Origin of the sequence: Paenibacillus sp. FSL H7-0714, assembly GCF_038003765.1 — a bacterium.
In the GTDB taxonomy this organism is placed as follows: Bacteria; Bacillota; Bacilli; order Paenibacillales; family Paenibacillaceae; genus Paenibacillus_AQ.
The window spans coordinates 6,730,069-6,754,573 of record NZ_JBBOPT010000001.1 but is presented as its reverse complement, the minus strand read 5'-3'; the positions used below and the strand labels follow the sequence as shown (position 1 = coordinate 6,754,573).

The following is a 24,505-nucleotide window of genomic DNA, read 5'->3' as shown; positions in this document are numbered from 1 at the left end:
CGTAAGTATAAGCTTTGTGGAGTGCGTAAAGTTAAACACGCATAGGTGAAAGATGATGTTTATGCTATCCCATGGGGTTATACAGTGATTAAAGGACCGAAATAGACATTGGGAACAAAAAGGATATATGGATAATTAAAGGAGGTGAGAAAAGTTGGATCATACTGTAACCCTATCCGTTAGAACTCTCGTCGAGTATGTTTTTCGCAGCGGTAGTATTGAGCCTGGATTTCATGGTACTTCCTCTATGGTTGAAGGAACACGAATTCATCAGAAAATCCAAAAGCAATATAAGGAAGGTGACCGCAAGGAGGTCTATCTGAAAACAGAGATCCCTTATGGTAGCTTACTCTTTATAGTAGATGGGCGCTGTGATGGACTGCTTGTTTCGGAGGATGGGAGCCTAACGGTCGAAGAAATCAAATCAACCTCCGGACTGCTGGACATGCTGGAAGAGGGACATGAGGTTCATTGGGCTCAGGCGCTGATGTACGCATATATGGTATCGCTGGAGCAGGAGCTTTCTTCTATTCAAGTAAAGCTTACCTATGTCCACCGGGCTACTGATGAGCAAAAAAGCTTGTACCGAACGTTGTCTTTAGATGAACTGATCTCATTTGCTAATGATACCGTAGCCAGATATGCTCCGTACGCTGAGATGATGGTTCGTCATGATGCTAAGAAAGAGCAGAGCCTTCGAGAGTTACAATTCCCGTTTCCTTCTTATCGAAAGGGACAACGGCATTTTGCCGGAGCGGTGTACAAATCCATCGTAGAAAAGGTCAGTCTGTTCGCTCAGGCGCCCACAGGCATCGGAAAAACAATGTCGACGCTGTTCCCGGTCCTTAAAGCAATGGGCGAAGGACAAGCTAAAGGATTGTTCTATTTAACGGCTAAGACGGTTACCCGTTTTGCCGCGCAGGAAGCAATCTCGTTACTGCTGACGCAGGGACTTCAGCTGCATGTCATCACACTTACTGCTAAAGAGAAGACCTGTTTTCATGATGAAGGGATTTGCGGTAAGGATTCCTGTCCCTATGCGGAAGGCTATTATGATCGGATTAATGATGCGGTAATGGATCTGTTAGAGCATGAGACACTGATGAGCAGAGACACCCTAGCACTGTATGCTCACAAACATAAAGTGTGCCCGTTTGAGTTCTCGCTGGATGCAGCCTATGCCTGTGATGCGGTGATCTGCGATTACAATTATATATATGATCCCCGGATCAGCCTGAAACGGCTAACAGAGGAGAGAAAGAGAGAAACGGTGCTTCTGGTAGATGAGGCACATAATCTGGTAGACCGGGGACGAGAGATGTTCTCTGCCTCTTTGCTGAAGGCCCCCTTTCTAGAAATCCAGCGTCAGTACAAGGAAGTAAACCGTAATTTGAGTACTGCAGCTAAATCGGTGAATGCTTTTTTCATCTCCCTTCGCAAAATTTGTAATGAAGAGGGGCAAGGGCAGTGGGCTTCGTTCCCGGAGGAGCTGCCAGCCTTGCTTGAGATATTTTCTTTGGAGGCAGAACAGGAACTTATTCACCCGAGTGCCAGCATTGTTCCTCAGAATGGAGAAGGAGAGAATGTTCTTCTGGATACCTATTTTGCAGTTCAAGGGATGCTTCGCACCTTTAAGACCTATGATGAACGCTACATAACCTATGCTGAGGTTCGGCGCGGCGATGTGTACTTGAAGTTATTTAATTTGGATCCATCGCATTTACTCCAACAAATGTCTAAGAGCTTTCGAAGTCAGATTCTGTTCTCTGCTACGCTTTCTCCATTATCGTACTATCGGGATATGATTGGTGCGGTGGAGGAAGATTACAGTTTAACGGTCTCATCTCCTTTTCAGAAGGAGCAATGGGAAGTGACCGTGCTGCCTGTCTCCACACGTTATCATGACCGGGAAGCTTCCCTACTCCCGTTAACTCAGGCATTGAATCAAATGGTTTCAAAGAAGGGCAATTATCTGGTGTTTTTTCCTTCATATCTCTATTTACAAAACGTATATCAGGCCTTTACGGAGAATTACCCCGAAGTACGGACTTTGATGCAGGATACAGGCATGAGTGAGCAGGCTAGAGAAAGTTTTTTAGCTTCATTTAGTCCAGAGAATGACGAGACGCTGTTAGGATTTGCTGTACTCGGAGGGATCTTTTCGGAAGGTGTAGATCTGCCAGGAGACCGTCTCAACGGGGTAATGGTTGTTGGAGTTGGCCTACCACAGCTTGGTCTTGAGCGTAATCTGCTGCGTCAGTATTTTAATGCCAGAGGCAAAAACGGCTTTGATTATGCTTATGTCTACCCGGGAATGTGCAAGGTATTGCAAGCTGGAGGCAGGCTGATTCGAAGCGAGACAGATACAGGCATTATTGTGCTTGCGGATGATCGCTTTTTGCAGAGTCCTTATAAGCATTTGCTTCCCGAAGAATGGAGAGATTATCATATCCGCTCATAAGAGGGTATAATCTATGAAAAGGTATTCATAATCAATCGGCAGGAGGAAAAAGAATGACATTAAAAGTGGGTATTGTGGGTACGGGCTGGTTCTCTAAGGTACATGCTGATTTACTAGCAGAGATGGATAATGTCCGTTTGCAGGCAGTCTGCGGAAGCAGTAAGGCTAAAGGCGAAGATATGGCACGTCCATACGATGCTGCTGGATATGGTGATATTACGGAGATGCTGGATGCGGAGAAGCTCGATGCTGTTTATATTTGTGTGCCTCCACAATCTCATGGCGCGATCGAACGATCATTAATCAAGAGGGATATTCCCTTTTTTATAGAAAAACCGCTTAGTATGACTACTGAAATTCCCGCAAGCCTACTTCAGGATATCAAAGAACATAATTTGTTAACCTCGGTTGGATATCATTTCCGCTATCAGGAGAACATTAAACGTCTGAAAGAAACTTTGCGTGGTGACAAAGTCGGTATGATTATGGGGCAATGGATGGGCGGCATGCCAGGCGTAGCTTGGTGGCGTGATCAGAAGCAATCCGGAGGACAATTCACAGAGCAGACTACACATATCGTTGATTTGGTGCGCTATCTAGCCGGAGAAGTAAAGGAAGTTTACGGCATGTTCGGAAACCGGATTATGCATGAGCAGCATGAAGGTGTGAGCGTGGCAGATGTAGGTACCGTATCCCTGAAGCTTGAAAATGGAATTATTGCTAATATTTCAAATACATGCGTTTTACCTGATGAGGTGGGAAGTGTAGGTCTTAGCTTCTATAATGATCGGGGACTTTTGGACTGGAACCCGGATCGTCTCTTGGAAGTGCGAAGCGGCAATAGCACCGAATTTGCGAATACAGGAAACCCATATTTAGTAGAAAGTGAAGCCTTCATACATGCTGTACGGACGGGGGATCGCTCGCGCATTTTATGCGACTATGAGGATGGATACAATACCCTCAAAGTCACCTGTGCGGCCTATGATTCAGCGCAAAGCGGGTTGCCTGTTAAGTTCTAAGGTTCAATTCATAGAAAAAGGACATGCTACTTTAGATGTACTAAAGAGACATGCCCTTGGCCCAAGCTGGGTAGCCTAGTGGAGGAATATCGCGAGCAAAGCTGGCGCCACACCTATAGATAACAGCGCGGACAGAATCATCGCAATACTGGAGATGGTTCCGGTCAGTGAACTAAGCTCGAAGGCTTTGGATGTTCCTGTACCATGTGCAGCGGTTCCCAGCGATACACCGCGCGCAATTTCATTCTCAATGCGGAAGATGCGAAGTACAGTAGGGCCCATCATTGTACCCAGTATCCCGGTAATAATGACGAAGACTGCCGTAATACTCGGTACACCGCCGATACTTTGCGAGATGCTCATAGCGATCGGTGTAGTTACCGAACGCGGGACCAGACTAGCTGCCAGATCGCCGCTAACATGCAGCCATTTGGCGAGCAGAATGGAAGAGATCACCGCAACTATCGTCCCTGATAGCACGCCTGCCGCAATTTCGGCGGCGTGCTTTTTGAGTACCTTGAAGTTCTTATGCAAAGGGATGGCAAAGGCCATGGTTGCTGGTTGCAGCAAATCCGTCAGCCATTTTCCTCCCGCATTGTATGAGTCATAAGTAATGCCTGTTATAAGCAGAAAGATGATCATAATCACTGGTGTGATGATTAATGGAGAGGTGTAGACTTTACCGGTAGAAGCATAGATACGTTTCGCGAGTAAATACACCGCGACCGTGAGGCCAAAGAACAGCAGAGCGTTTAACATGATTCTTTCCGCTCCTTCGCTTTATAAATTCTACTGGTAAGTAATCCGGAACTAGCCATCACAACAAATGTGCCTAAGACGACAACGGCAAGAATGCGTAATCCATCCGTTTCCAGAATATTAGCGTATTTCATTACACCTATAGCAGATGGAATGAAGAACAGCAGGAGCTCGGCGAGTAGCCAAGAAGCACCAACTTCTACCCAATTCAGACGAATGACACCGAACTCAAGCAGGAGAAACAATATAATCATTCCGAGTATGCTTCCGGGAATAGGGATATGCAATAATGGGGTCACAGCATTAATAAGTAAAGAGAATAACATAAGTCCCGCTACCTGCAGCAAGCCTATAACAATCTTTTTCATAAGGCTTCGCTCCTTTCATGATAATGAAAGTTTACATCAATTGTTTTCATAGGTAAAATGAATAGATCGAATAAATGACATTCCTTTTGTCTATGGATTGGGGAGCACATAAATGGATATCCGACAATTAGAATATTTCGTTCAAGCGGCACGAATGAAAAGCTTTACCAGAGCTGCTGAATCATTATATATAACACAGCCCACGATCAGTAAAATGATTCGGAATATGGAGGTCGAACTGGAGGCAGACTTGTTCTACCGTGAAGGGAAGAGTGTAAGGCTTACAGACGCAGGGGAAATTTTGTTCACCAAAGCGCAAAATATCGTGGAGTCTTTCGCTAGCTTGTCTTCCGAACTGGATAACTTACGGAATCTGGAGCAGGGCCACATCCGCATCGGGCTGCCTCCAATGGTAGGAGCGAGCTTTTTTCCATCGGTGATTGGTCAATTTCATAAACGTTATCCGCAGGTTACGATTCGTCTCCATGAGGATGGGGCCAAAAAAGTGGAGGAAGATGTAGAAACGGGACTGCTGGACATTGGAATGGTCGTATTGCCTGTAGATACAGCCAAACTTCATTGTTTTACCTTTGTTGAAGAGAAGTTGAATCTTATTTTGCCTATGGGGCATCGGCTGGCCGAGGCAGAGTTAGTTCCACTAAGTGAACTGGCTGAAGAGGAGTTCGTGTTATTCCGGGAGGATTTCACGCTGCACGATCGGATTATTACGGAATGTGTAAAAGCTGGATTTCAGCCGAAGGTTATATATGAGAGTTCACAATGGGACTTGATCAGCAAGATGGTAGCTGCGGGAATGGGGATCGCATTATTACCGGAAACCATTTGCCGTGACATGGATCGCTCACGATTGATAGTCATTCCTTTGACAGATCCGGTAATTCCTTGGCAGATCGCTATGGCTTGGCGTAGAGACCGTTATTTATCATTTGCAGCACGTGAATGGATTTCATTTGCAAAGGGACTATTGAGAGAACAGTATCCAAATGAGCTTCCCCACGAGCCTATAGAACATCCGAATAAATAGCTATTTTATTTTTTGTGGATGTTCTGCAAATTTTTCTTTTTTTTTGAAAATATGTTTTTTGGTATCATGGATTATGATAGGAAGAGATGTTGATAGAGAGAAGGAGAGAGTTGTGACACTATATCAAGGTTCTTCCGAGAAAGCTTATAGAAGAGACTACAGAGAAGATGAGCTGTTTGTGACTATAGAGAGCCTTAGATGCGAATTGCTGGAAGTCGCGGAGCAACGGAGTCTTAGTGACCATGCTGTCCTAGAGCTAAGCGAGCGATTGGACGGTTATATTTTGCTGGCACAACATAAGATGATGGAGAACTTGCGCAGTCGCAAGGCAAGTGCAACAGCTTACTGCTGAAGCTCAAAAGCCGCTATTACAATAAATTAAACTTCGATACATCCATAGAATTACACTATTACAAAGATCCAACCGATAAAGAGGAGAGAAATACGCTCCTCTTTTTGTCGTACAATCTATTGGTTGTACAATCCATAACTTTCACCTATAATGTCAATTAATAGAATCTTTTCAAGTCAAACTTTGGGGGTGCCGAGTGGAGGGAAAGTTAACAACTATACGCTCAGAAATTGAGAAAAATCTGTCCCGCTCCGGCCATAATCTCGCCTCATTTTCAAAAATATGTGGCCTGAATCGTGGAAGTCTCAGTGCAATTTTGCACGGGAATCCGCCGAAGCCTATGTCCCTGGGACAAATAGATGCAATCATTAAAGCCTTTGGATTTCCTGACGGTTGGTTGTATCCTTTATATATTGATGAATGCTTTAATGAGGAGAAGGTCTCACGCCGCAGGGTAGAGCCTTTTTTAATACGTTGCGCCGAATTGGGCAAACAAAATTGCATTGATGAAACTATAGGTAGGATATTGGAGTGTACAAAGCCGCTGGATATCATTTATTCAGTTGCTGATAAGTTATTCAATAAAGGGAAAATTCAGGAGTCTTTGTTTTTTTATAAAATTGTAGTAGAGAATGAGTCTGATAGTTACAGTGAACGTCTTGCGATCAGTCATTATCGTATTTTTAAATTTTTGCAAACATTTGATATGGAAGAGAAACTACGTGCAGTGATTAGTTTTAGTCCATTCAGGGGCCGTCTTCCAGAGAATTTGCAATTGGATGGTTTATTAATGCTGACGCAGTTATGTTTCGCTCTTCGAAGATGGGAAGAAATGGAAGTATATGCTGATGAGTTGAGAGCTTTAGCCAATGCTGTTTACCGCCAAGAGCTACGTCGTAGTGAAGACAGACGAAGAGAAGCGCTTTGTACAGAGCGTCCGCTGGTTGTCTATTATGGACATGGTTATTTACTCAAAGCAATTTCGTTGTCAAAGCAGGGTCGATATGAAGAGGCTAAGAAATATACTGCTGGTTACGCAGACCTCAGCTGGTTCGAAATGTTGGATGAAGTAGGTCACCAAGCCGTAGATCAGTTCCGATTATTTGCAACCGGAAACAGCTTTACACTGGAGATGCTGGAAGGCAATGTTGAAGTTATACCAGCTTATGTAGCCTTTTTAGCTGATCATCCCGGAGAGATACTACCAGGACTTATTATTATTATGGAATCGGCTAATCGTTTCGGATTTTCTGTAGACAATGTGCTTACACGCTTCTCACGGGAAATGCTGCGATTTGAGCAGTTTGAAGATCCCATTAATATCGATCGATTATATCGGTTGTACTATCAAGTAGCTATATATCAAATAAGAAATAAACAATATATTGTAGGTGTGGAATATATTATTCAGTCTTTAGAGTTATCTATTAAGACGAATAATGGAATAGACTTCATAAAATGTGTAACTTTGTTTGAGACCAACAGGGACTATGCAACTCAGATTCAGCAGGACAAATACAGGAATTTAATAAGGGAGGTGAGAAAAGATGAAAAAATCACTATTGATGATGGCAGGCATTTTAGTATTGTTTAGCTTCATCATTATTGGTCAACCGACATTGGGAGGCGGCAATGGAGGAATGACGACCTATGAACACGGAGCGGGATTCTAATATTAAAGGTATGTTGGACATTTTAATATATAGTTACATATCCGATTTTTTTAACTCCTTACCTTCGTGGTGGGAGTTTTTTATTTCGTAATAATTGATACCGTATTCAAAATTTGACAAAGCGTTGCGCCGAAAATATAATTAGGTAGCCTAAATAATACAGTGTTTAATAATTAGCTGACCTAACTAAATTAGAGGTGAAAGAAATTGGGATAAACGGAGGAAATACAGAAAATACTGAAAATTCAGTCGCACACGAGCTTTTTGCGGCGATGAAACGGCTGCATAAAGGCCAATGGCAAAAGGGTGTTGAAGGCCATAAGCCGAGTGAGATGACTTTAATGATATGCATTGAAAAATGGAATCATTCTGATGATGAGGGTCTAAAGATATCTGAAATCAGCCGACTTCTCGGATTCACACCTCCAACTATTACGCAGTTGATTAATAGTCTTGAGGCGAAACAAATGGTGGAAAGACACGCAGATCCTTCGGACCGAAGAGTCGTACGCGTGAAATTGACGGAGAGTGGAAAAAAACTCACACGAAGAGCAGAGCAATATAGAGACGCAATGCTGGATGAGCTCGTTCGTTACTTAGGTGAAAAAGAGACTAAGCAGCTCACAGAACTGTTGCTGAAAGTACATGCATTCGTTGAGGATAATCCACCACCTAATTGGGATAGGCTACAAATGAACGGAGATGAGAAGCTTGATTAAATTATTTAAACAACTGAAGCCATTTCGAGTAGCTATTGGTGCTGTATTAATTCTTGTGTTCTTGCAGTCCATGGGCGACTTATACCTCCCTACGCTGATGTCCGACATTGTCGACAAAGGTATTGTTCAGGGAGACCGTACTTATATTTGGAAAATAGGTAGCTTCATGCTTTTAGTAGCAGGGGGCGGGGCCTTATGTTCAGTCATTGCCAGCTATTTATCAGCAAAAGTGGCAGCAGGATTCGGTAAACTTACCCGTGCACGTGTATTTAATCATGTAGAGAATTTTACACTGCATGAATTCGATAAGCTTGGTACCGCCTCTTTAATTACCCGTACAACGAATGATATTACGCAGGTACAGACTGTACTTACTATGATGCTGCGTATGATGATCGGTGCACCGATGATGATGATTGGTGGTATCATCATGGCGGTATCTGAAGATGCGAAATTATCATTGATCTTTGTAGTAGTTATTCCGGTACTCGTTGGTGCAATTTTCTTTATCGGTATGAAGGGATTACCACTGTTTAAAGCGATACAGGTCAAGCTGGATAAATTAAATCTGGTTCTACGTGAACATTTGACGGGTATCCGTGTTATCCGTTCATTTAACCGGATTGATCATGAGAATAAACGCTTCTCCGAGGCTAACCGTGATCTGACAGACACAGCGATCAAAGTAAATAAAATCATGGCCGGTTTGATGCCGCTTATGATGATTGTTATGAACTTTTCCATGATCGCAATTCTTTACTTTGGTGGGATTCGAATCGGCGATGGCGATTTACAAGTCGGCTCACTGATGGCATTTATTCAATATGCGATGCAAATCATGTTCTCCCTGATTATGGTGTCGATGATGTTCGTGCTGATTCCTCGTGCTTCAGCTTCAGCCTTGCGTATCAATGAAGTGCTTGATATGCGGCCGGAGTTCACAGATCCATCAGAGAGTGAATTACACACAACGGCTCAAGCAACTAAAAAAGACGGCCGTGATCATATGCGTGGTTTTGTTGAATTCGATAATGTCTCCTTTTCTTATCCTGGCGCGGAACAACCTGCACTTTCGAAAATTAGCTTCAGTGCTCGCCCAGGTGAAGTTACTGCGATTATCGGGGGTACTGGTTCAGGTAAATCTACGCTGCTTAGCTTGATTCCAAGGTTCTATGATGTTAACGAAGGTGCTGTACGTGTTAACGGAGTAGATGTGCGTGAGATGACTCAGGAAGAGCTACGGAGCAAAATTGGTTACATCCCTCAAAAAGCGGTATTGTTCTCAGGTACGATTAACGAAAACATTCGCTACGGTAAAGAGGATGCTACCGATGAAGAAATCATTCATGCAGCCAAGGTAGCTCAGGCCTACGATTTCGTGTCAGCAATGAAAGATGGATTTGATTCGGAAATTGCTCAAGGCGGCAGTAATGTCTCTGGTGGTCAGAAACAGCGGCTGTCCATTGCACGTGCGCTTGTGAGAAAACCTCAAGTTTATCTGTTCGACGACAGCTTCTCTGCACTTGATTTCAAAACAGATGCCAAGCTTCGTGCGGCACTCAAAGATGAAACCACGGAATCCACTGTTCTAATCGTAGCTCAACGGGTTAGTACCGTTATGGATGCCGACCGGATTATTGTTATTGATGAGGGTGAAATCGCCGGAATGGGCACTCACCGTGAACTGCTCGCGAGCAGTGATGTGTACCGCGAGATCGTATCCTCGCAGCTGTCAGAGGAGGAAATAGCATGAGCGAACAAAACAATAAACCTGCTGCTCCGCGCGCCCATAAAGGTCCTGGACCTGGTGGCGGCCCTGGCATGCGGATGCCTGCAGAAAAGGCTAAAGACTTCAAGGGTACACTTCGTCGTCTGATTAAGTATTTAAGACCTCGTATGGTTCAATTGATTATTGTTCTTGTAATGGCAATTGCCAGTACTGTATTCAGTATCTTCAGTCCTAAGGTTATGGGTAAAGCAACAACTAAGCTATTCGAAGGTGCTTACGGTAAATTAATGGGTGTTGAGGGAGCTTCCATTGATTTTGGATACATTAATGATATCCTGATCATACTTGCGGGACTGTATTTGCTTAGTGCTCTATTTAGCTATATTCAGCAGTACATAATGGCCGGCGTAGCTCAGAAGGTCGTCTACGACATGCGTGAGCAGATCAACAGCAAGCTGGAACGTTTGCCTTTGAAATATTTTGATTCCCGTACCCATGGGGAAATTCTAAGCCGTGCTACGAATGATGTGGATAACATCAGTACTACATTGCAGCAGAGCTTAACTCAATTGATTACTTCTATTGTCACCATTATCGGTGTCATCGTAATGATGCTTACCATCAGCCCATGGCTGACGTTGATTACAATTGTTACATTGCCACTCAGCTTCGTTGTGATTATGGCTATCTCCAAGCGCTCGCAGACTTATTTTGTCGGACAGCAGAAGTCACTCGGTCAGTTGAACGGTCATGTAGAAGAAATGTATACAGGTCACCGGATTATTAAAGCTTTTGGTCGTGAACCGCAGTCCCTTAAGGATTTCGATGAAATTAACGATAAGCTTTACGACTCTGGCTGGCGTGCCCAATTCATGTCCGGTATGATTATGCCGCTCATGATGTTTATCGGTAACTTGGGTTATGTAATGATTTGTGTAGTCGGCGGTATCTTTGTTACTAAAAAAATGATCGATGTTGGGGATATTCAAGCTTTTATTCAGTACTCCCGTCAGTTCACCCAGCCGATTGCACAAACGGCTAATATAGCGAATATTATTCAATCCACTATTGCTTCCGCAGAACGTGTATTTGAACTTCTGGATGAAGAAGAGGAAGTTAAGGAAGTTAATACTACACTTGCGAAGCTTGATGAAGGTACTCCGGAAGGTTCCGTTGAGTTCCGCCATGTGAAATTCGGATATAAAGAAGATGCGATTCTGATTGAGGACATGAATATTGAGGTTAGTCCAGGTCAGACTATAGCCATTGTCGGTCCTACTGGTGCTGGTAAAACCACTCTGATTAACCTGTTGATGCGCTTCTACGAGCTTAATGATGGGGAAATTATCATTGATGGCGTAAATATTACCAACATGAGACGGAGTGACCTGCGCAGCAAATTTGGTATGGTGCTTCAGGATACCTGGCTGTTCAATGGTACGATCCGCGATAACATTGCTTATGGACGTGAAGGTGCCTCAGAAGCTGATGTGGTGCGTGCTGCCAAGGCTGCTCATGCCGATCACTTTATCCGCACACTTCCGCTTGGCTATGATACGGTGTTAAATGAAGAGGCTTCTAATATTTCTCAAGGACAGAAGCAGCTGATTACGATTGCGCGTGCGATTCTGGCTGATCCATCGATCCTCATTCTTGATGAAGCAACGAGCAGTGTCGATACACGGACAGAATTGTTGATTCAAAAAGCAATGAAAGCATTGATGCAAAACAGAACCAGCTTCGTAATTGCTCACCGTCTTTCGACGATTCGAGATGCTGACCTTATCCTTGTGATGAATCAAGGTAGTGTAATCGAGAAGGGCAATCACGAGGAACTGCTTGCACAAGGCGGATTCTATGCTGATCTTTACAACAGTCAGTTCTCCGAAGGAGATTTGGACGCAGGCTAAATTGAAGTGAAAGAAAAAGTATAGCAAACCATAAACCCCTCTTTTCACATGTTGCTGATTTTAAATGTGAAGAGAGGGGTATTTTATATGTGCTGAGGTGTTTTGATTTTTCAGAAAAATAAAAAAAGTTTGATTAAAAATTAAAGCATATATATGATAGAATTAAAAATGACCCGCGGCTCATTTTTAAGGCGGGAAAGTAAAGGAGAGGATGAAGGGAATGTCAGGCTACGGTAAATGGGTGGCAGGAAAAAAGACGAAATGGATTACTCTTCTCGTATGGATAGTGCTAGTAGGTGCACTTACCCTATTATGGCCTGCAGTGAATTCTCAAGTTGCTAATAATGCGCCCAATCTCCCAGATGATGCACAATCAATACAGGCAACAGCAATTGCAGAACAAGAGTTTCCAAGTGGAAGCGGAGTACCTGCATTGCTCGTATGGCATAGAGAAGGTGGGCTTTCGCAAGACGATTTAGTACATATCACTGCTGTATACAACAAGTTGGAGCAGCAACCGTTACCCCATCAGAACTTTGTTCCCCCACTAGGGAAGCTGCCGCCGCAGGCACTGCAAGCCTCATTATCTGAGGATCTTAGTACACTGGTAACCCCGGTGCTTTTTGATAAAACGGCAGATAGTGATCAGCTCGGTGAAGCTGTGACAGAAATGAAGAAGATCATAAACACAGAGACGGGTGGAGACCCCTCCGCGGCTAAGGTAGATGGAAAAGACCTGAGTTTACGTGTTACGGGTCCAGTGGGCATCTCTATAGATGCTTCAGGCCTGTTTCAGAACGCTGACGTCTCCTTGTTAATTGCTACGGTCATGCTTGTGCTGGTGTTCTTATTAGTGATTTATCGTTCGCCGATCTTGGCGTTTATTCCACTTATTGCAGTTGGATTCGCTTATGGTGTAACTAGTCCGATTCTTGGAAAAATGGCGCAAGAAGGCTGGATCACCGTGGATTCACAGGCAGTATCCATCATGACAGTTCTGTTGTTCGGTGCGGGTACGGACTATTGTTTGTTCCTGATCTCACGGTTCCGGCAGTTGTTGAAGGTAGAAGAGAGTAAGAGTCGTGCGCTTCTTCGCTCAATTACCGAATCTTCAGGCGCCATCGCTATGAGTGGCTTCACCGTCGTGCTCGCGCTGTTTGCGTTATTGCTGGCTAAGTATGGAGCTTATCATCGTTTTGCAATACCGTTCAGCGTGTCGATTTTCATTATGGGAATTGCTAGCTTAACGCTTGTACCTGCACTTTTGGCAATCTTCGGACGGACCTCGTTCTTCCCATTCATTCCGCGCACGCCGCAAATGGAGGTTGAACGGGCTAAGGCTAAAGGAAAACCAGCTCCAGAACCCAAAGTCTCCCATAAAAAAGGGATTGGCGGATTTGTAGTTTCCAGGCCTTGGGCTATCGTAGGAGTGACCGTCATCGGACTGGGGATTCTGGCTTCATTCTCTAGTGGAATCAAGTTTACGTATGATATCCTCTCTTCTTTTCCTAAAAATATGGAGTCCCGCGAAGGGTTCGACCTCATCGGTAAGCAGTTTTCTCCGGGAGAACTAGCACCCGCTAAACTGATTATTGATACTAAGGGGCAAGCGAGTGGAGAGGATCTTAAAGTCATTCTCGGAGGGCTCACGTATGTGGACACGGTTTCCGATCCGCAGCAGGGCGCTGTGAACAAGGATATTCTGGGTTATGATATCGAATTTAAGAACAATCCTTATTCACTTGAAGCGATGGGGCATATTCCAGCCCTTCTAGCAACAGCAGAGCAAGCGCTGATTGATGTAGGGGTAGAGAATCCTTCAGATCATGTGTGGGTAAGTGGTCAGACAGCGACGCAGTATGATACCAAAAAAATCGGAGATCGTGACACCGATCTGATTATCCCTGTTGTTATCGGGTTGATCACTTTGCTGTTGTTGATATATCTGCGCTCGATAGTGGCGACTATTTATCTGGTCGGAACGGTCATTCTCTCCTTCTTCTCTGCACTTGGCTTAGGCTGGATTATCATTCATTATGTGATGGGCGCAGATGCCATTCAGGGAGCGATCCCGCTCTATTCCTTTGTATTCCTGGTGGCACTTGGAGAAGATTACAACATCTTTATGATCTCGAATATTTGGAAAAAGCGTAAGACCATGCCGCTTAAGCAGGCCATCGCGGAAGGCGTGAATGAGACCAGCTCGGTAATTACCTCTGCGGGCCTCATTCTGGCAGGTACTTTTGCTGTATTAGCTAGCTTACCGATTCAGGTGCTTGTGCAATTTGGTATCATCACCGCTCTAGGTATTCTACTTGATACCTTCGTAGTACGTCCGTTCCTTGTGCCCGCTATTACGACACTTTTTGGTCGATGGGCATTCTGGCCGGGGAAACATCAAGAGGTGGAGCAAGCTCTGCCTCGTAGTAGTGAGCAATAAGCGACACACTGTAAAAACAAACAGGGATGTCTCAAAGCCATATTGGCTTAGGGCATCCCTGTTGTTATTGTCGTGGTCGAAATCCAATGCTTAATTACTGGTGCCGGGTGTTCGGCTGATCATCAGCTTATATTTGTCGATAGAAGCACCAAGAATGGCTTCATTTCCACCAGCACCGCGGTGTGATTGACGGAAGGATTCACTGGATGTCCAGCCTTTAAATGCCTCCTCATTCTCCCACATGGTACAGATTTTTAATTCCTCAACACCTTCTTTGGCACTTCCTTGCCAAACCTCCATGCGGACGAATCCTGGCATATCCTGTACACCATTATTTCCTCCGAAACGTTGAGCAATGGCTTCACCATGACCTTCTTTAACTTTAATGGTATTTGTTACTACTAGCATATTAGGTAAACCTCCGTTCAGTAGTGTGATATCCATACATAAACATTAGGCTGAATATATAATTGCACTTTATACACTTAAAAGTTCTGGTTCGTTAGAAACGAAGACGATAAGTGTATTCTCTGCAACTAAATTAGATGAATCTGGCGAATGGTCGAGAATTGCCTGCTTTTAGTTGCACAGAGTGCAATTAAAGTATGGCGGAACCTCTAACTACACTGAATAGATGTACAAAGTGCAACTATCGTCTATTCGAACGCCAAGTAGTATTCAGAGCCGAAGCGCCCAGCGTAACTACAATACTCAACTACAACACCCAACACCCAACACAACGTAACTATAAGTATCTATAATTAAATAAATACTTAATCTCTATTTACCTGCTCTGGCGTTAAAGTAACCTACTCTAGCCCTAAAATGGAGTTTGATTGCAGAATACGCAACAGAATAGCCGAAAATAGTCTACATAAGGTATTCTGTTGCACTTTGTACAATTGAATCAGGGATCAATGGCACGAAAGTACGGTTTTCCTCCAGTTTGATTGCACAAAATGCAATCGAACCAAGTTTCTCTCTCGACCAGAGACATTCTATTGCACAAAGCGCAATCAGAGCTTGAATTAGAACCAGCCAGCTCGCTTTTTATTGCGGATTAGTGGTCCAGAGTCCAGCTGTTTTTAGGAAGACACGATCCGGCAGCTTCAAGGCTGTTAAAGCCAATTCAGCTACATCCTCAGGCTGCATCATGCGGTCTTCGTCACCGATTTTAAGTCCAGCGTTGGAAGCTAATCCGGTATTAACAGTGCTTGGAGTCAAGGCTACGACGCGGATGTTGTGCTTACGCACCTCTTGTGCGAGAGCTTCGGTCATGCCCATCAGTGCGAACTTGGATGCGCAGTAAGCCGAGCCTGTCGCGAAACCGCGTTCTCCAGCGGTAGAAGAGATATTGATGATATTTCCACCATTTTTCTCAATCATAGCTGGCAGTGCAGCGCGAGTTACATAATACGTACCGTAAAGATTGACTTGGATATGACTTTCCCAATCGGCAGGGTCCATTTCTACTAAAGTGCCGAATTTTGCAATTCCGGCATTGTTGATTAATGCGTCAAATGTTCCTAGCTCGTTTTGCAGGTAAGCAACCGCACGTTCAGCTTCTTCGCGTACAGCGATATCCGCAACGGCAATGCTGACTTTAACGTCGTATACTTCCGTTAAGGCTGATTTTAACGCTTCGAGATCGCCTGAAGTTCTGGAGATCAGGCCCAAATTAGCACCTTCCTTAGCTAGTGCCATGGCTAAGGCTTTGCCGATCCCTTTGCCTGCACCAGTAATCACAACACTCTTTCCTCTCAAATCCATCTCTAACGTCACGCTCCTTTAAACATTTTTGAAGCTAATGCTTCGTTCATGTCCTATTATACCTGAATGCTATAGGGCATTCACAATCGCCGAAGGAAAACGATTTGAAAACTTCCATGTATAGACGATGTTATTTTCCATGAATCCATCATTTTGTTTCCACGAATGAAATGATTTATTCGTAAAGCTTCGTCAGCGGCACGGATGCGGGTCCCTCTAAGACTTCTCCATCATAGGAGAAACGGGAGCCGTGGCAAGGGCAATCCCAAGAACGGTCGCCATCGTTCCATTCGCATTCACAGCCCATATGTGTACAGGTTCTGTCTACCAGATGAAGCGTCCCTTCCGGATCCTTATAAGCTCCCACACGTTTACCGTCATGGAAGACAACAGCCCCTTCGTCTGCCTTCAAATCACTTGTCTTTTTATGGACGATTTCTACTTTGCCCGCTACAAGCTCTTTTGCCACATTGGCATTTTGAACGAAGAAGCTTTTTAGGCTGGCGCCAGCTTTGAAGCGGGATGGATCGTATAGCTCTGTGTATGGATTATCCTTACGCTGAATCTGATCGGAGATAATTTGAGCGGACAAGGTACCGCTTGTCATGCCCCATTTTCCGAATCCGGTAGCGATATAAATCTCTTCGCTGTCCGAAATCTTGCCGATGTAGGGGACCTTGTCCAGCGTAATTAAATCCTGTGCTGACCACCGGTAAGGGATCGATTTGATGCCCAGCAAGTGGCCTGCGAACAGCTCCAGATTCTCATAATGACCTATCGTGCAAATGCCTTGGCCCGTCTTATGATTCTCACCCCCGACGATAACCAGATTCTGGCCTTCCCACTCCACTGCACGCAGAGAACGGGTTGGTTCGCTGGCGCTTAAATACATTCCACCCTCAAAATCCGTTTCAGGCTGGATCGCCAGACAGTAGGAACGTTCAGCATGCAGTCGCGAGAAATATAACGCACCTCCGTCGTAGAAGGGGAAATGAGAAGCTGACACAGCGTAACGGCAGGTGATACGGAAGTCATTCTTTTCCGTAAAAAGCGTAAGCGTATCGTTCTTCTCCACCTTGTCCGCCATCATTGTATGCTCATAGATCACGCCACCTTTTTCCACGATAACCCTCAACAAGGCCTTCAGATATTGCAGGGGGTGAAAGCGAGCTTGTCCTGGTAATTTAATCGCACCGCTCGCCATCAGAGGAATAGAGACGTTATCCAGCCATTCACCGGGCAGGCCTAATTGTTCATAGGCTTGATACTCTTCTTCCAACTGTTTAAGCGTTTTATGATCTTCAGCATCTGCGTATAAATAGGCCGCTTCACGTTTCATGCCACAAGACACTTCCAGTTCCTCAGCCGTATTTAAGATCCAATTCATAGCCTCATTGTTCGATTGATAATAGAGCCGCGCATTCTCCGCCCCAAAATGTTTCAGCAAATGATGATAGATTAATCCGTGCTGAGTGGAGATCTTGGCGCTTGTAAAACCCGTAGTACCGCTGAGGATTTCCCCTGCCTCCAAGAGTGCGACTTTGTATCCGGCTTTGCTTAAGAGATAGGCTGTTGTAATCCCTGTAATACCGCCGCCCACTACAGCGACATCTGTAGAGATATCTTCAGTGAGCTTTGGAAAAGCCGGTAAATCTGTAGTGTCACGCCATATTGATTCTGGAAATTGCGGAAGACCTTGCGTTATTTTACGGTGTGGATCCATCTTATTATCCCTCCATCTGTACAATGCTCATTTCATTTATTACCACAGTCCCGTTAAAAGAAACTCTGTATTCATATGTGCAGTGCATGAATTCAGAGAAATAGTGCCAAAATAAGGTGGCATCCGGGAAGCGCAGGATAAATAGGAGGGATGATCCATGTCAGTTCAACAGGATAAGCACAATGTTTCTCTGGAATGGATCAAGGGTGAGTTGGACGGATTTGCCGATTTAATTGATAGAACGCTCGTTGCACCTTTTGGGCAGATCAACTTACTTTATATTAAAAGCGTTACAGATTCGCAGACGCTCAGTCGCCATGTGATTACGCCGTTCTATGAGATGGGGGATACTAACGCTTACCTTGATTACATTACGACGTATCCGGGCACGGAAGAGGAGACTACGAAGGAAATAGCGATCGATCTTTTGCTTAGTGGCTACGTTCTTCTTAGCATAAATGATGTGATTTGTTTTTTTGACGCGATGAGTACAGAGAGCAGCGGTGTTAGTGAAACGTCTGCAGAAAGCATTTCACAGGGACCTTCAGATGCACTAACGGAGGATATTGCGGTTAATCTGAACATGATTCGTCGTCGCTATCAATCCACTAATCTCAAAATGGAAACCATGGTCATCGGCGATGTCTCCAAAACAAAAGTGGCCATCCTATACGACATCAGTCGTGTTGATCATAATGTATTAGCGGAATTAAGGGAGAAGATGAATACCCTAAAGGTTGATATTTTACAGGCTACGGGAGAACTTGAGAAGTTTATAAGCAGTGATAAATTGAGAATACTCCCTAAGTCTATTATTACTGAAAGACCTGATAGAGTTGTGTTTAATTTGTCTGAAGGAAAAGTAGCGATACTCCTGGATACAACGGGATATGCGATAGTGTTGCCCTCCATATTTAACGATTTTTTTACATCCATGGATGATAAGATCCAATTTCCTATTGTGGGCCGTTTCTTAAAGCTACTCCGAATTATCGGTGTGTGCATGACGTTATGGCTGCCTGCGATCTATGTAACACTTACCTCGTATAACCCAGAGATTATTCGTGTGCAGGTTGCACTACTCATTTCGGGTAGTCGCGCGACCGTGCCTTATCCATCTTTTGTGGAAGTGCTCTTAATGCTTATGATGATGGAATTTCTGACCGAGGCGAGTTTACGGCTGCCCAAAGCGATTGGTCCTACGGCCACGACGGTCGGAGGTCTAATCTTAGGTCAGGCAGCTACGGCGGCAGGGCTTGTAGGTAATATTATGATTATATTGGTCTCTGCTGTTGCGATATCCAATTTTCTGATTCCTCTGAATATGATGAGCTTGTCGATACGCGTGCTGAAGTACATTTTTCTTATAGCTGCCGCTGTTCTAGGAATGGTTGGTGTAGTGGTCTGTGTTGTAGGATTCGCGATGTATTTATGCAATCAGCGTAGCTTTGGACAACCTTATTTCAGATTGTTTTTTCTTGATAACCTTGGTAAGAAGAAGGGCGGGGAACATTGATGGCCAAAAGCCGTTATTTCTACTGTCTTTTTCTGATGAACAGCTTGATCAACATCATTAATTTTGTTCCTAGGGAACTAATAGACAGACGCTTTGACGGTGCTTTGTTCTCCATACTAATTGCAACGGTCCTTGGCACTTTGTTTGTCTATATATTTACTGTATTGATTGCTAAATTTCCTGGAAAGGGGTTTCCGGAAATATTTAACCCTCTTCTTCCTAAGCTGCTAGTCAAACCCTTACTTGTCTTTTTTGCGGGTTTATGGTGTGTGGCTGGGGGGGTTACCTTGCTTTCCTTTGTAGATATTACGCTGAGATATGTCAGTCCGAATTCAAGCCCATATACTGTCGTGATCGGTTTTCTGATATTGGTCTGTATCTGCTGTCGCTTTGATTCACTATCACTTTTGTATGGTCTTGAAATCATTCTTTTCGTTACATTACCGTTAATTGTCTATGGCATTGTAAAGGCGCTGACCAATCCGGATTTCAATTGGGATTCTGTTCTGCAGATCACTACATACATCTGGCATAAGCCGGATTTGATGAGTCTTTCGGCAGCTACCTTTTCTTTTAGTGGTTATATTAATCTAGCCATCTTTAATCGGGTATTTCATGGGTTAAAGCTAAAGCATGTCTGGATTTTAGGGGTGGAAGGACTTCTCGTACTGCTCATAACCTTTTTGGTCCCTATCGGATATTTCGGTACTGTTGCGATTGAGAGACATGTATATACGTGGTTCTCGACGGCAGACAGTATCCGGATAGAATCCTTTATTATTGAACGGATGCTATTTATTTTTTATTTTGCCTACATGACTTTATCTCTGGTGAGTGTAATTGTTCATTGGCATGTAGGGTTAGGGTTATTCAAAGGTGCTATTTCATCTACGAAAAAAAAATCCCAGAAGGCAGAGCAGTGGAAAGAGTGGCTCATCCTGTGCTTGTTTAGCGGACTGGTCCTCTCCTTAATTTGGATGGATCAATATCAGCTCAACGTGTTGGGCATTTGGTTTCTACAGATCCGCTGGTTTGGTGAGATGTTCTTAATCGCTCTGCTGTTTTATTGTTATCGCAAAGTAAGGAGGCAGAGGTTGTGAGAAAAGCACTTAGTGCAATAGGAATTGTGTTACTGCTACTCCTTGCCGGCTGTGACTTCAAAGAAATTGATTTAAGGATATTCGTACTGGCGATCGGTGTTGACCCTGGTGAAGAAGAAGGGACTTTCAAGATCAGCTTGAAACTGGCCATCCCACAGGGGGAAGTTACTAAGATTGATGAGAAGATGCAGATATTAACCGAAGAGTCCCCTAGTATTTCGGAAGCGCTCCGCAGAATGAAGTCAAAAGTGGAGAAGGAGCTTGATTATTCCCATTGTAAATCGATTATTTTGGGAGAAGGGATCGCACGCAAAGATATTCAGCATGTTATGGATTGGGCCGTGCGGCGCAGAGATGTCCAGCTTATTGTAAATTTTGCAGTCGGGCGTCCGGAGGCACTTCAAGTGCTGCAGGTACGACCCGAATCGGAGCGTATCCCATCGAATTCTCTTATTCTGGCGATGAGTGGTCAGGGAACGGAGTCTCCTTTTATTGCTAGTGTTTATTCCTTTCAGCTGATGAGAAATATTTATGAGAAGGGTATTGATCCGATTTTGCCGATTATCGAGGCCAAAGGGAAGAGTGAGTTCTTAATTAATAAAATTGCTCTACTGGATAGCGAGAAAATCAAGATGGTGCTTACACCAAACGAAACCCGGCTATACAATCTGCTGTCGCGCTCCAACTTACGGACCAATTTGCCAGCCCATATTGAGGGGGTCATGTATCAGTTTTACACAGAGAGCTCATCCTCGGACTACAAGATACTAAATACCGAGAGCGGAAAAGCTACTATTCGATACCATATTAAGATTAAAGGGATCCTCGAAGAGAGTAGCAGCCAGGATTTGGTGACACATAGCTTGTTGAAAAAAATTCAGACGGCCGGCGAGAAAGAATTGGAAGATGATATCTTAGCATTACTGACAAAAATTCATTCGAGCGGTTTGGATCCTTTTGGGTGGGGGCTGCACTATGGAGCTAGACATTTTAATAATGATACCGAAATGGAAGTGTGGAAGGAGCTCTATGCTGGGCTCGATTTTCAGGTCAAAGCTGATGTTAACATCAAATATTCAGGATTGATTAAGTAACTGAGAAAGTAATGAGTGGATAAAAGTGGGATTGACGTTCTTACATTCACGATTTATACTTGATCTAAAAACAAGTTAGAGGATGATAGCAATGAAAAGTCTAAATTTGACTTCCCAACGTCAAGCCGTTTACGATATCGTCCTTAATTCACATGACCATCCCACTGCTGCGGAAGTAATGAACCGGCTAGTAGAACAAGGTCATAGCTTAGCATACGGTACTGTATATAACTCTCTTCGTTATCTTTCAGATAAACAAATGATTCGTGAGCTTAAGCTTGGTGAGGCTGCCAGCAGATATGATGCCCGCATGGATGATCACCAGCATATCATTTGCGAGGTTTGCGGTGCGGTTGATGAGGTAATGAACCAAGTTCCACGAGACTGGATGAATACAGTGGCCAAGGATACAGGTTATACCATTGGTCATGCTCATGTGGTATTCGGAGGCGTCTGCCCGAACTGCAAGAATAAGAACGTGAACTAGGATGAAAGAACCGGAGCCTTTTGCTACGGTAATGATAAGAAATAGGCTTATTTGAGTAGATCGCTCTCTTTGAGGCGGTCTTTTTGTTGCGTTTATATGACAATTTTTAAGAATGATGAGAAAAATGAAGAAAGATAGGAGGAAAATCGGTTCCAAAGGAGGATATATAATTATATAGTAAGTCTGGTAAATAAGTCCTTCTTTAAGACTCGAAGAGAGAGAGAGTGATGACATCTATGAACAAAAAAGCGGGTATGAGTATCCGAACCAAATTAATTCTGACATACCTATTAGTTCTACTGTTGCCCAGTATCATTATCGGTTGGCGAACCTATCAATCTGCTAGCCATGAAGTGGAAGATCAACTGGTGAACAATGCTACCGAAAGTGTTGAGGCAGTAGATGCAATCATCAACTCGAATATTCAATCGAAAATAGATGCTATTTCTTATTTTGCTGCTGAGTTCACCGCTGAGGGGACCAACAGTGAGGCAAATGGAGAGACGGTAGCTTCTATGAAGGACAGATTAAAGGAATATGCTGTGCTACATCCTGATGTGCTAGATATATATGTTAGTACAAGCAGAGGGCAATCGATCCATGCTTCGGAAGCCAAGCTGCCCGAAGGCTATGATCCCAGACAGGAAAGTGCCTATATTAATTCTCTGAAGCACGGGAAAGGTGTTGTGATTTCTCCGGCCTTTCAAACTGTGAATCAGGAAACGGCGATCGCGATATCAACGGTCCTGAAGAGCGGTGACGGGGTGATAACCCTGAATCTCAATCTATCTGCATTAGGAGAATTGACCGCGACCAAGGTGGGCAAGGAAGGATATATTATTATCCTGGATAACAGCAAGAAATATCTTGTTCATCCAACAGAGGCTATTGGGCTGGAGTCATCCGATGACTTTATAAAGACAATGTTCGAGGAAGATCAAGGTACTTTTGATTATGTCTACAAGGGTACGCACAAAAAGATGACGTTTATGGTAAATGAGCTTACGGGCTGGAGAATCGGAGGCACGATAAGCATAGATGAAGTGACTTCAGTAACGAGTGGAATCCGCAATACAGCGCTGCTTGTAATTGTAGCTTCCGTTCTGCTTGCACTAATCGTAATCTATTTTAATATTCAATCTATCTTGAAGCCTCTGATCCGTTTGCGGAAAGCAACTGCCGTGATAGCCAAAGGGGATCTGTCCGAAGACATGGGGGCTTTCCGCAAAGATGAAATTGGCATGCTAGCCGAGAACTTTCAATTAATGGTGCTCAGCCTGCGCCAGATGATCATAGGTGTGCAGGAGATGACGAGTAATGTCTCCTCTTCAGCCGAAGAGCTGACTGCCAGTGCGGAGCAGAATGCCCAAACGATCGAACAAATGACGATAGCGATTCAGGAGGTAGCGGCAGGGACGGAACGGCAGGTGATCGGTGTACGCAAAGGAATGGAAAGTACAGCGGCGACGACAAGCGAAGTGGATCATATTTCCGTATATATGGAGCAGGTGTCTGCGATGATGGACAAGACTTCACTCTCTGCTTCGGAAGGAAATGATTCCGTCATCAGCGTGGTGGATAAGATCAATGGTATCGATAGAACGGTGGGAGAGCTTGGCAGTGTAATCGACAAGCTGAACGAAAGAACCGGTCAAATTGAGGGCATTGTCGGCGTAATCACAGGGATTGCCCGTCAGACCAATCTGTTAGCTCTCAATGCTTCTATTGAGGCGGCCAGAGCTGGAGAGCATGGCCGTGGATTTGCCGTTGTCGCTGCTGAAGTGCGTAAGCTGGCAGAGGAATCAGAGAGATCAGCGCATTTGATTGCAGAGCAGATTACCGCCATTAATAGTGAGATGACGCTGGTGACTCATACGATGGAAGACACAAAGCAGCGCGTAACCGAAGGGATAGAGGCCGTGGATACTTCCGGACGTTCCTTCTCCCGTATCCGTAGAGCGGTCAAGAGTGCCGCAGAGAAGATTGAGGCAATGGGTGGGGCTGTACAGACCTTATTGGTGGAATCAGATCACATGGAGAAGGCTATAGGAGAGATTCGCGGCATCTCTGAAGAAGCGGCTGTGAATACAGAGACCATCGCGACGGCAGCGCAAGAGCAGCTCGCTTCTGTTGAAGAGATGGCGTCTTCGTCTACCGACCTTAGCCGTCTTGCGGAGGAACTGCAAAAGCTTGTGAGTAGCTTTAAAATACACTCTTCCTAGTAATAATATATATTTCATATAGGAAAACGATGCTTTTATCTTCCCTTTTGCAGCCCTTTGCAAGTATACTGATAAACAATAATGTTGGGTTAGGCAACGGAGAGAGGAGAGATAA

Annotated in this window: 20 protein-coding genes; 15 read left to right on the top strand and 5 right to left on the bottom strand. The window is 44.3% G+C overall.

The window, feature by feature from the left end:
* Positions 1-154: 154 nt before the first annotated feature.
* Positions 155-2,461 carry a helicase C-terminal domain-containing protein gene (locus NST34_RS30425; protein ID WP_341129381.1) on the top strand — a complete coding sequence of 769 codons (2,307 nt, stop codon included), beginning with the start codon at positions 155-157 and terminating at the stop codon, positions 2,459-2,461.
* Positions 2,462-2,514: 53 nt separating this feature from the next.
* Complete coding sequence (locus NST34_RS30420) at positions 2,515-3,483, top strand: Gfo/Idh/MocA family protein (RefSeq protein ID WP_341129380.1); 969 nt, start codon at positions 2,515-2,517, stop codon at positions 3,481-3,483.
* A 75-nt stretch (positions 3,484-3,558) separates the two neighbouring features.
* On the opposite strand, the gene NST34_RS30415 is transcribed toward NST34_RS30420, so the two are convergent.
* Both NST34_RS30415 and NST34_RS30410 read right to left on the bottom strand, forming a co-directional pair.
* A complete protein-coding gene (locus NST34_RS30415; protein WP_042192587.1) occupies positions 3,559-4,242 on the bottom strand; it encodes a CidB/LrgB family autolysis modulator in 684 nt (227 codons plus the stop codon).
* A complete protein-coding gene (locus NST34_RS30410) occupies positions 4,236-4,610 on the bottom strand; it encodes a CidA/LrgA family protein (protein ID WP_042192585.1) in 375 nt (124 codons plus the stop codon). The genes NST34_RS30415 and NST34_RS30410 overlap by 7 nt, the downstream gene beginning before the upstream one ends.
* Before the next feature lie 112 nt (positions 4,611-4,722).
* Between NST34_RS30410 and cidR the strand changes: the two genes are divergently transcribed.
* From cidR to NST34_RS30370, 8 genes are all read left to right on the top strand, one after another.
* Positions 4,723-5,655 carry a cidABC operon transcriptional activator CidR gene (gene cidR, locus NST34_RS30405; RefSeq protein ID WP_341129379.1) on the top strand — a complete coding sequence of 311 codons (933 nt, stop codon included), beginning with the start codon at positions 4,723-4,725 and terminating at the stop codon, positions 5,653-5,655.
* Positions 5,656-5,767: 112 nt separating this feature from the next.
* On the top strand, positions 5,768-6,007 hold the full coding sequence (locus tag NST34_RS30400) for an aspartyl-phosphate phosphatase Spo0E family protein (protein WP_042192581.1): 240 nt from the start codon (positions 5,768-5,770) through the stop codon (positions 6,005-6,007).
* Positions 6,008-6,203: 196 nt separating this feature from the next.
* Positions 6,204-7,601: a DNA-binding protein gene (locus NST34_RS30395; RefSeq protein WP_341129378.1), complete on the top strand. Its 1,398-nt coding sequence runs from the start codon at positions 6,204-6,206 to the stop codon at positions 7,599-7,601.
* Entirely contained in the window at positions 7,555-7,680 is a 126-nt protein-coding gene (locus NST34_RS30390; protein ID WP_256716182.1) for a hypothetical protein, read from the top strand. Before NST34_RS30395 ends, NST34_RS30390 begins: the two co-directional genes overlap by 47 nt.
* A 197-nt stretch (positions 7,681-7,877) precedes the next feature.
* Positions 7,878-8,399: a MarR family transcriptional regulator gene (locus NST34_RS30385; RefSeq protein ID WP_081382663.1), complete on the top strand. Its 522-nt coding sequence runs from the start codon at positions 7,878-7,880 to the stop codon at positions 8,397-8,399.
* Complete coding sequence (locus NST34_RS30380; RefSeq protein WP_340973283.1) at positions 8,392-10,152, top strand: ABC transporter ATP-binding protein; 1,761 nt, start codon at positions 8,392-8,394, stop codon at positions 10,150-10,152. The genes NST34_RS30385 and NST34_RS30380 overlap by 8 nt, the downstream gene beginning before the upstream one ends.
* Positions 10,149-12,038: an ABC transporter ATP-binding protein gene (locus NST34_RS30375; protein WP_341129377.1), complete on the top strand. Its 1,890-nt coding sequence runs from the start codon at positions 10,149-10,151 to the stop codon at positions 12,036-12,038. The genes NST34_RS30380 and NST34_RS30375 overlap by 4 nt, the downstream gene beginning before the upstream one ends.
* A gap of 211 nt (positions 12,039-12,249) precedes the next feature.
* Positions 12,250-14,478: an MMPL family transporter gene (locus NST34_RS30370; protein WP_076285618.1), complete on the top strand. Its 2,229-nt coding sequence runs from the start codon at positions 12,250-12,252 to the stop codon at positions 14,476-14,478.
* A gap of 90 nt (positions 14,479-14,568) precedes the next feature.
* On the opposite strand, the gene NST34_RS30365 is transcribed toward NST34_RS30370, so the two are convergent.
* From NST34_RS30365 to NST34_RS30355, 3 genes are all read right to left on the bottom strand, one after another.
* Entirely contained in the window at positions 14,569-14,886 is a 318-nt protein-coding gene (locus NST34_RS30365; protein ID WP_042192566.1) for an antibiotic biosynthesis monooxygenase, read from the bottom strand.
* Between the two features lie 642 nt (positions 14,887-15,528).
* Positions 15,529-16,248: a 3-ketoacyl-ACP reductase gene (locus tag NST34_RS30360; protein WP_042131427.1), complete on the bottom strand. Its 720-nt coding sequence runs from the start codon at positions 16,246-16,248 to the stop codon at positions 15,529-15,531.
* Positions 16,249-16,423: 175 nt separating this feature from the next.
* Positions 16,424-17,971: an FAD-dependent oxidoreductase gene (locus tag NST34_RS30355; RefSeq protein WP_341129376.1), complete on the bottom strand. Its 1,548-nt coding sequence runs from the start codon at positions 17,969-17,971 to the stop codon at positions 16,424-16,426.
* A gap of 157 nt (positions 17,972-18,128) precedes the next feature.
* Here NST34_RS30355 and NST34_RS30350 point away from each other — a divergent pair, with 157 nt between their 5' ends.
* From NST34_RS30350 to NST34_RS30330, 5 genes are all read left to right on the top strand, one after another.
* Complete coding sequence (locus NST34_RS30350) at positions 18,129-19,487, top strand: spore germination protein (protein ID WP_341129375.1); 1,359 nt, start codon at positions 18,129-18,131, stop codon at positions 19,485-19,487.
* Positions 19,487-20,587 carry a GerAB/ArcD/ProY family transporter gene (locus tag NST34_RS30345; RefSeq protein WP_341129374.1) on the top strand — a complete coding sequence of 367 codons (1,101 nt, stop codon included), beginning with the start codon at positions 19,487-19,489 and terminating at the stop codon, positions 20,585-20,587. The genes NST34_RS30350 and NST34_RS30345 overlap by 1 nt, the downstream gene beginning before the upstream one ends.
* Entirely contained in the window at positions 20,584-21,681 is a 1,098-nt protein-coding gene (locus tag NST34_RS30340; protein ID WP_341129373.1) for a Ger(x)C family spore germination protein, read from the top strand. Before NST34_RS30345 ends, NST34_RS30340 begins: the two co-directional genes overlap by 4 nt.
* 91 nt (positions 21,682-21,772) lie before the next feature.
* The gene (locus NST34_RS30335; protein ID WP_042131422.1) at positions 21,773-22,168 is read left to right on the top strand and encodes a Fur family transcriptional regulator; all 396 of its coding nucleotides are present in this window, start codon (positions 21,773-21,775) and stop codon (positions 22,166-22,168) included.
* Positions 22,169-22,404: 236 nt separating this feature from the next.
* Positions 22,405-24,390: a methyl-accepting chemotaxis protein gene (locus NST34_RS30330; RefSeq protein ID WP_341129372.1), complete on the top strand. Its 1,986-nt coding sequence runs from the start codon at positions 22,405-22,407 to the stop codon at positions 24,388-24,390.
* The last annotated feature ends 115 nt before the right edge of the window (positions 24,391-24,505 follow it).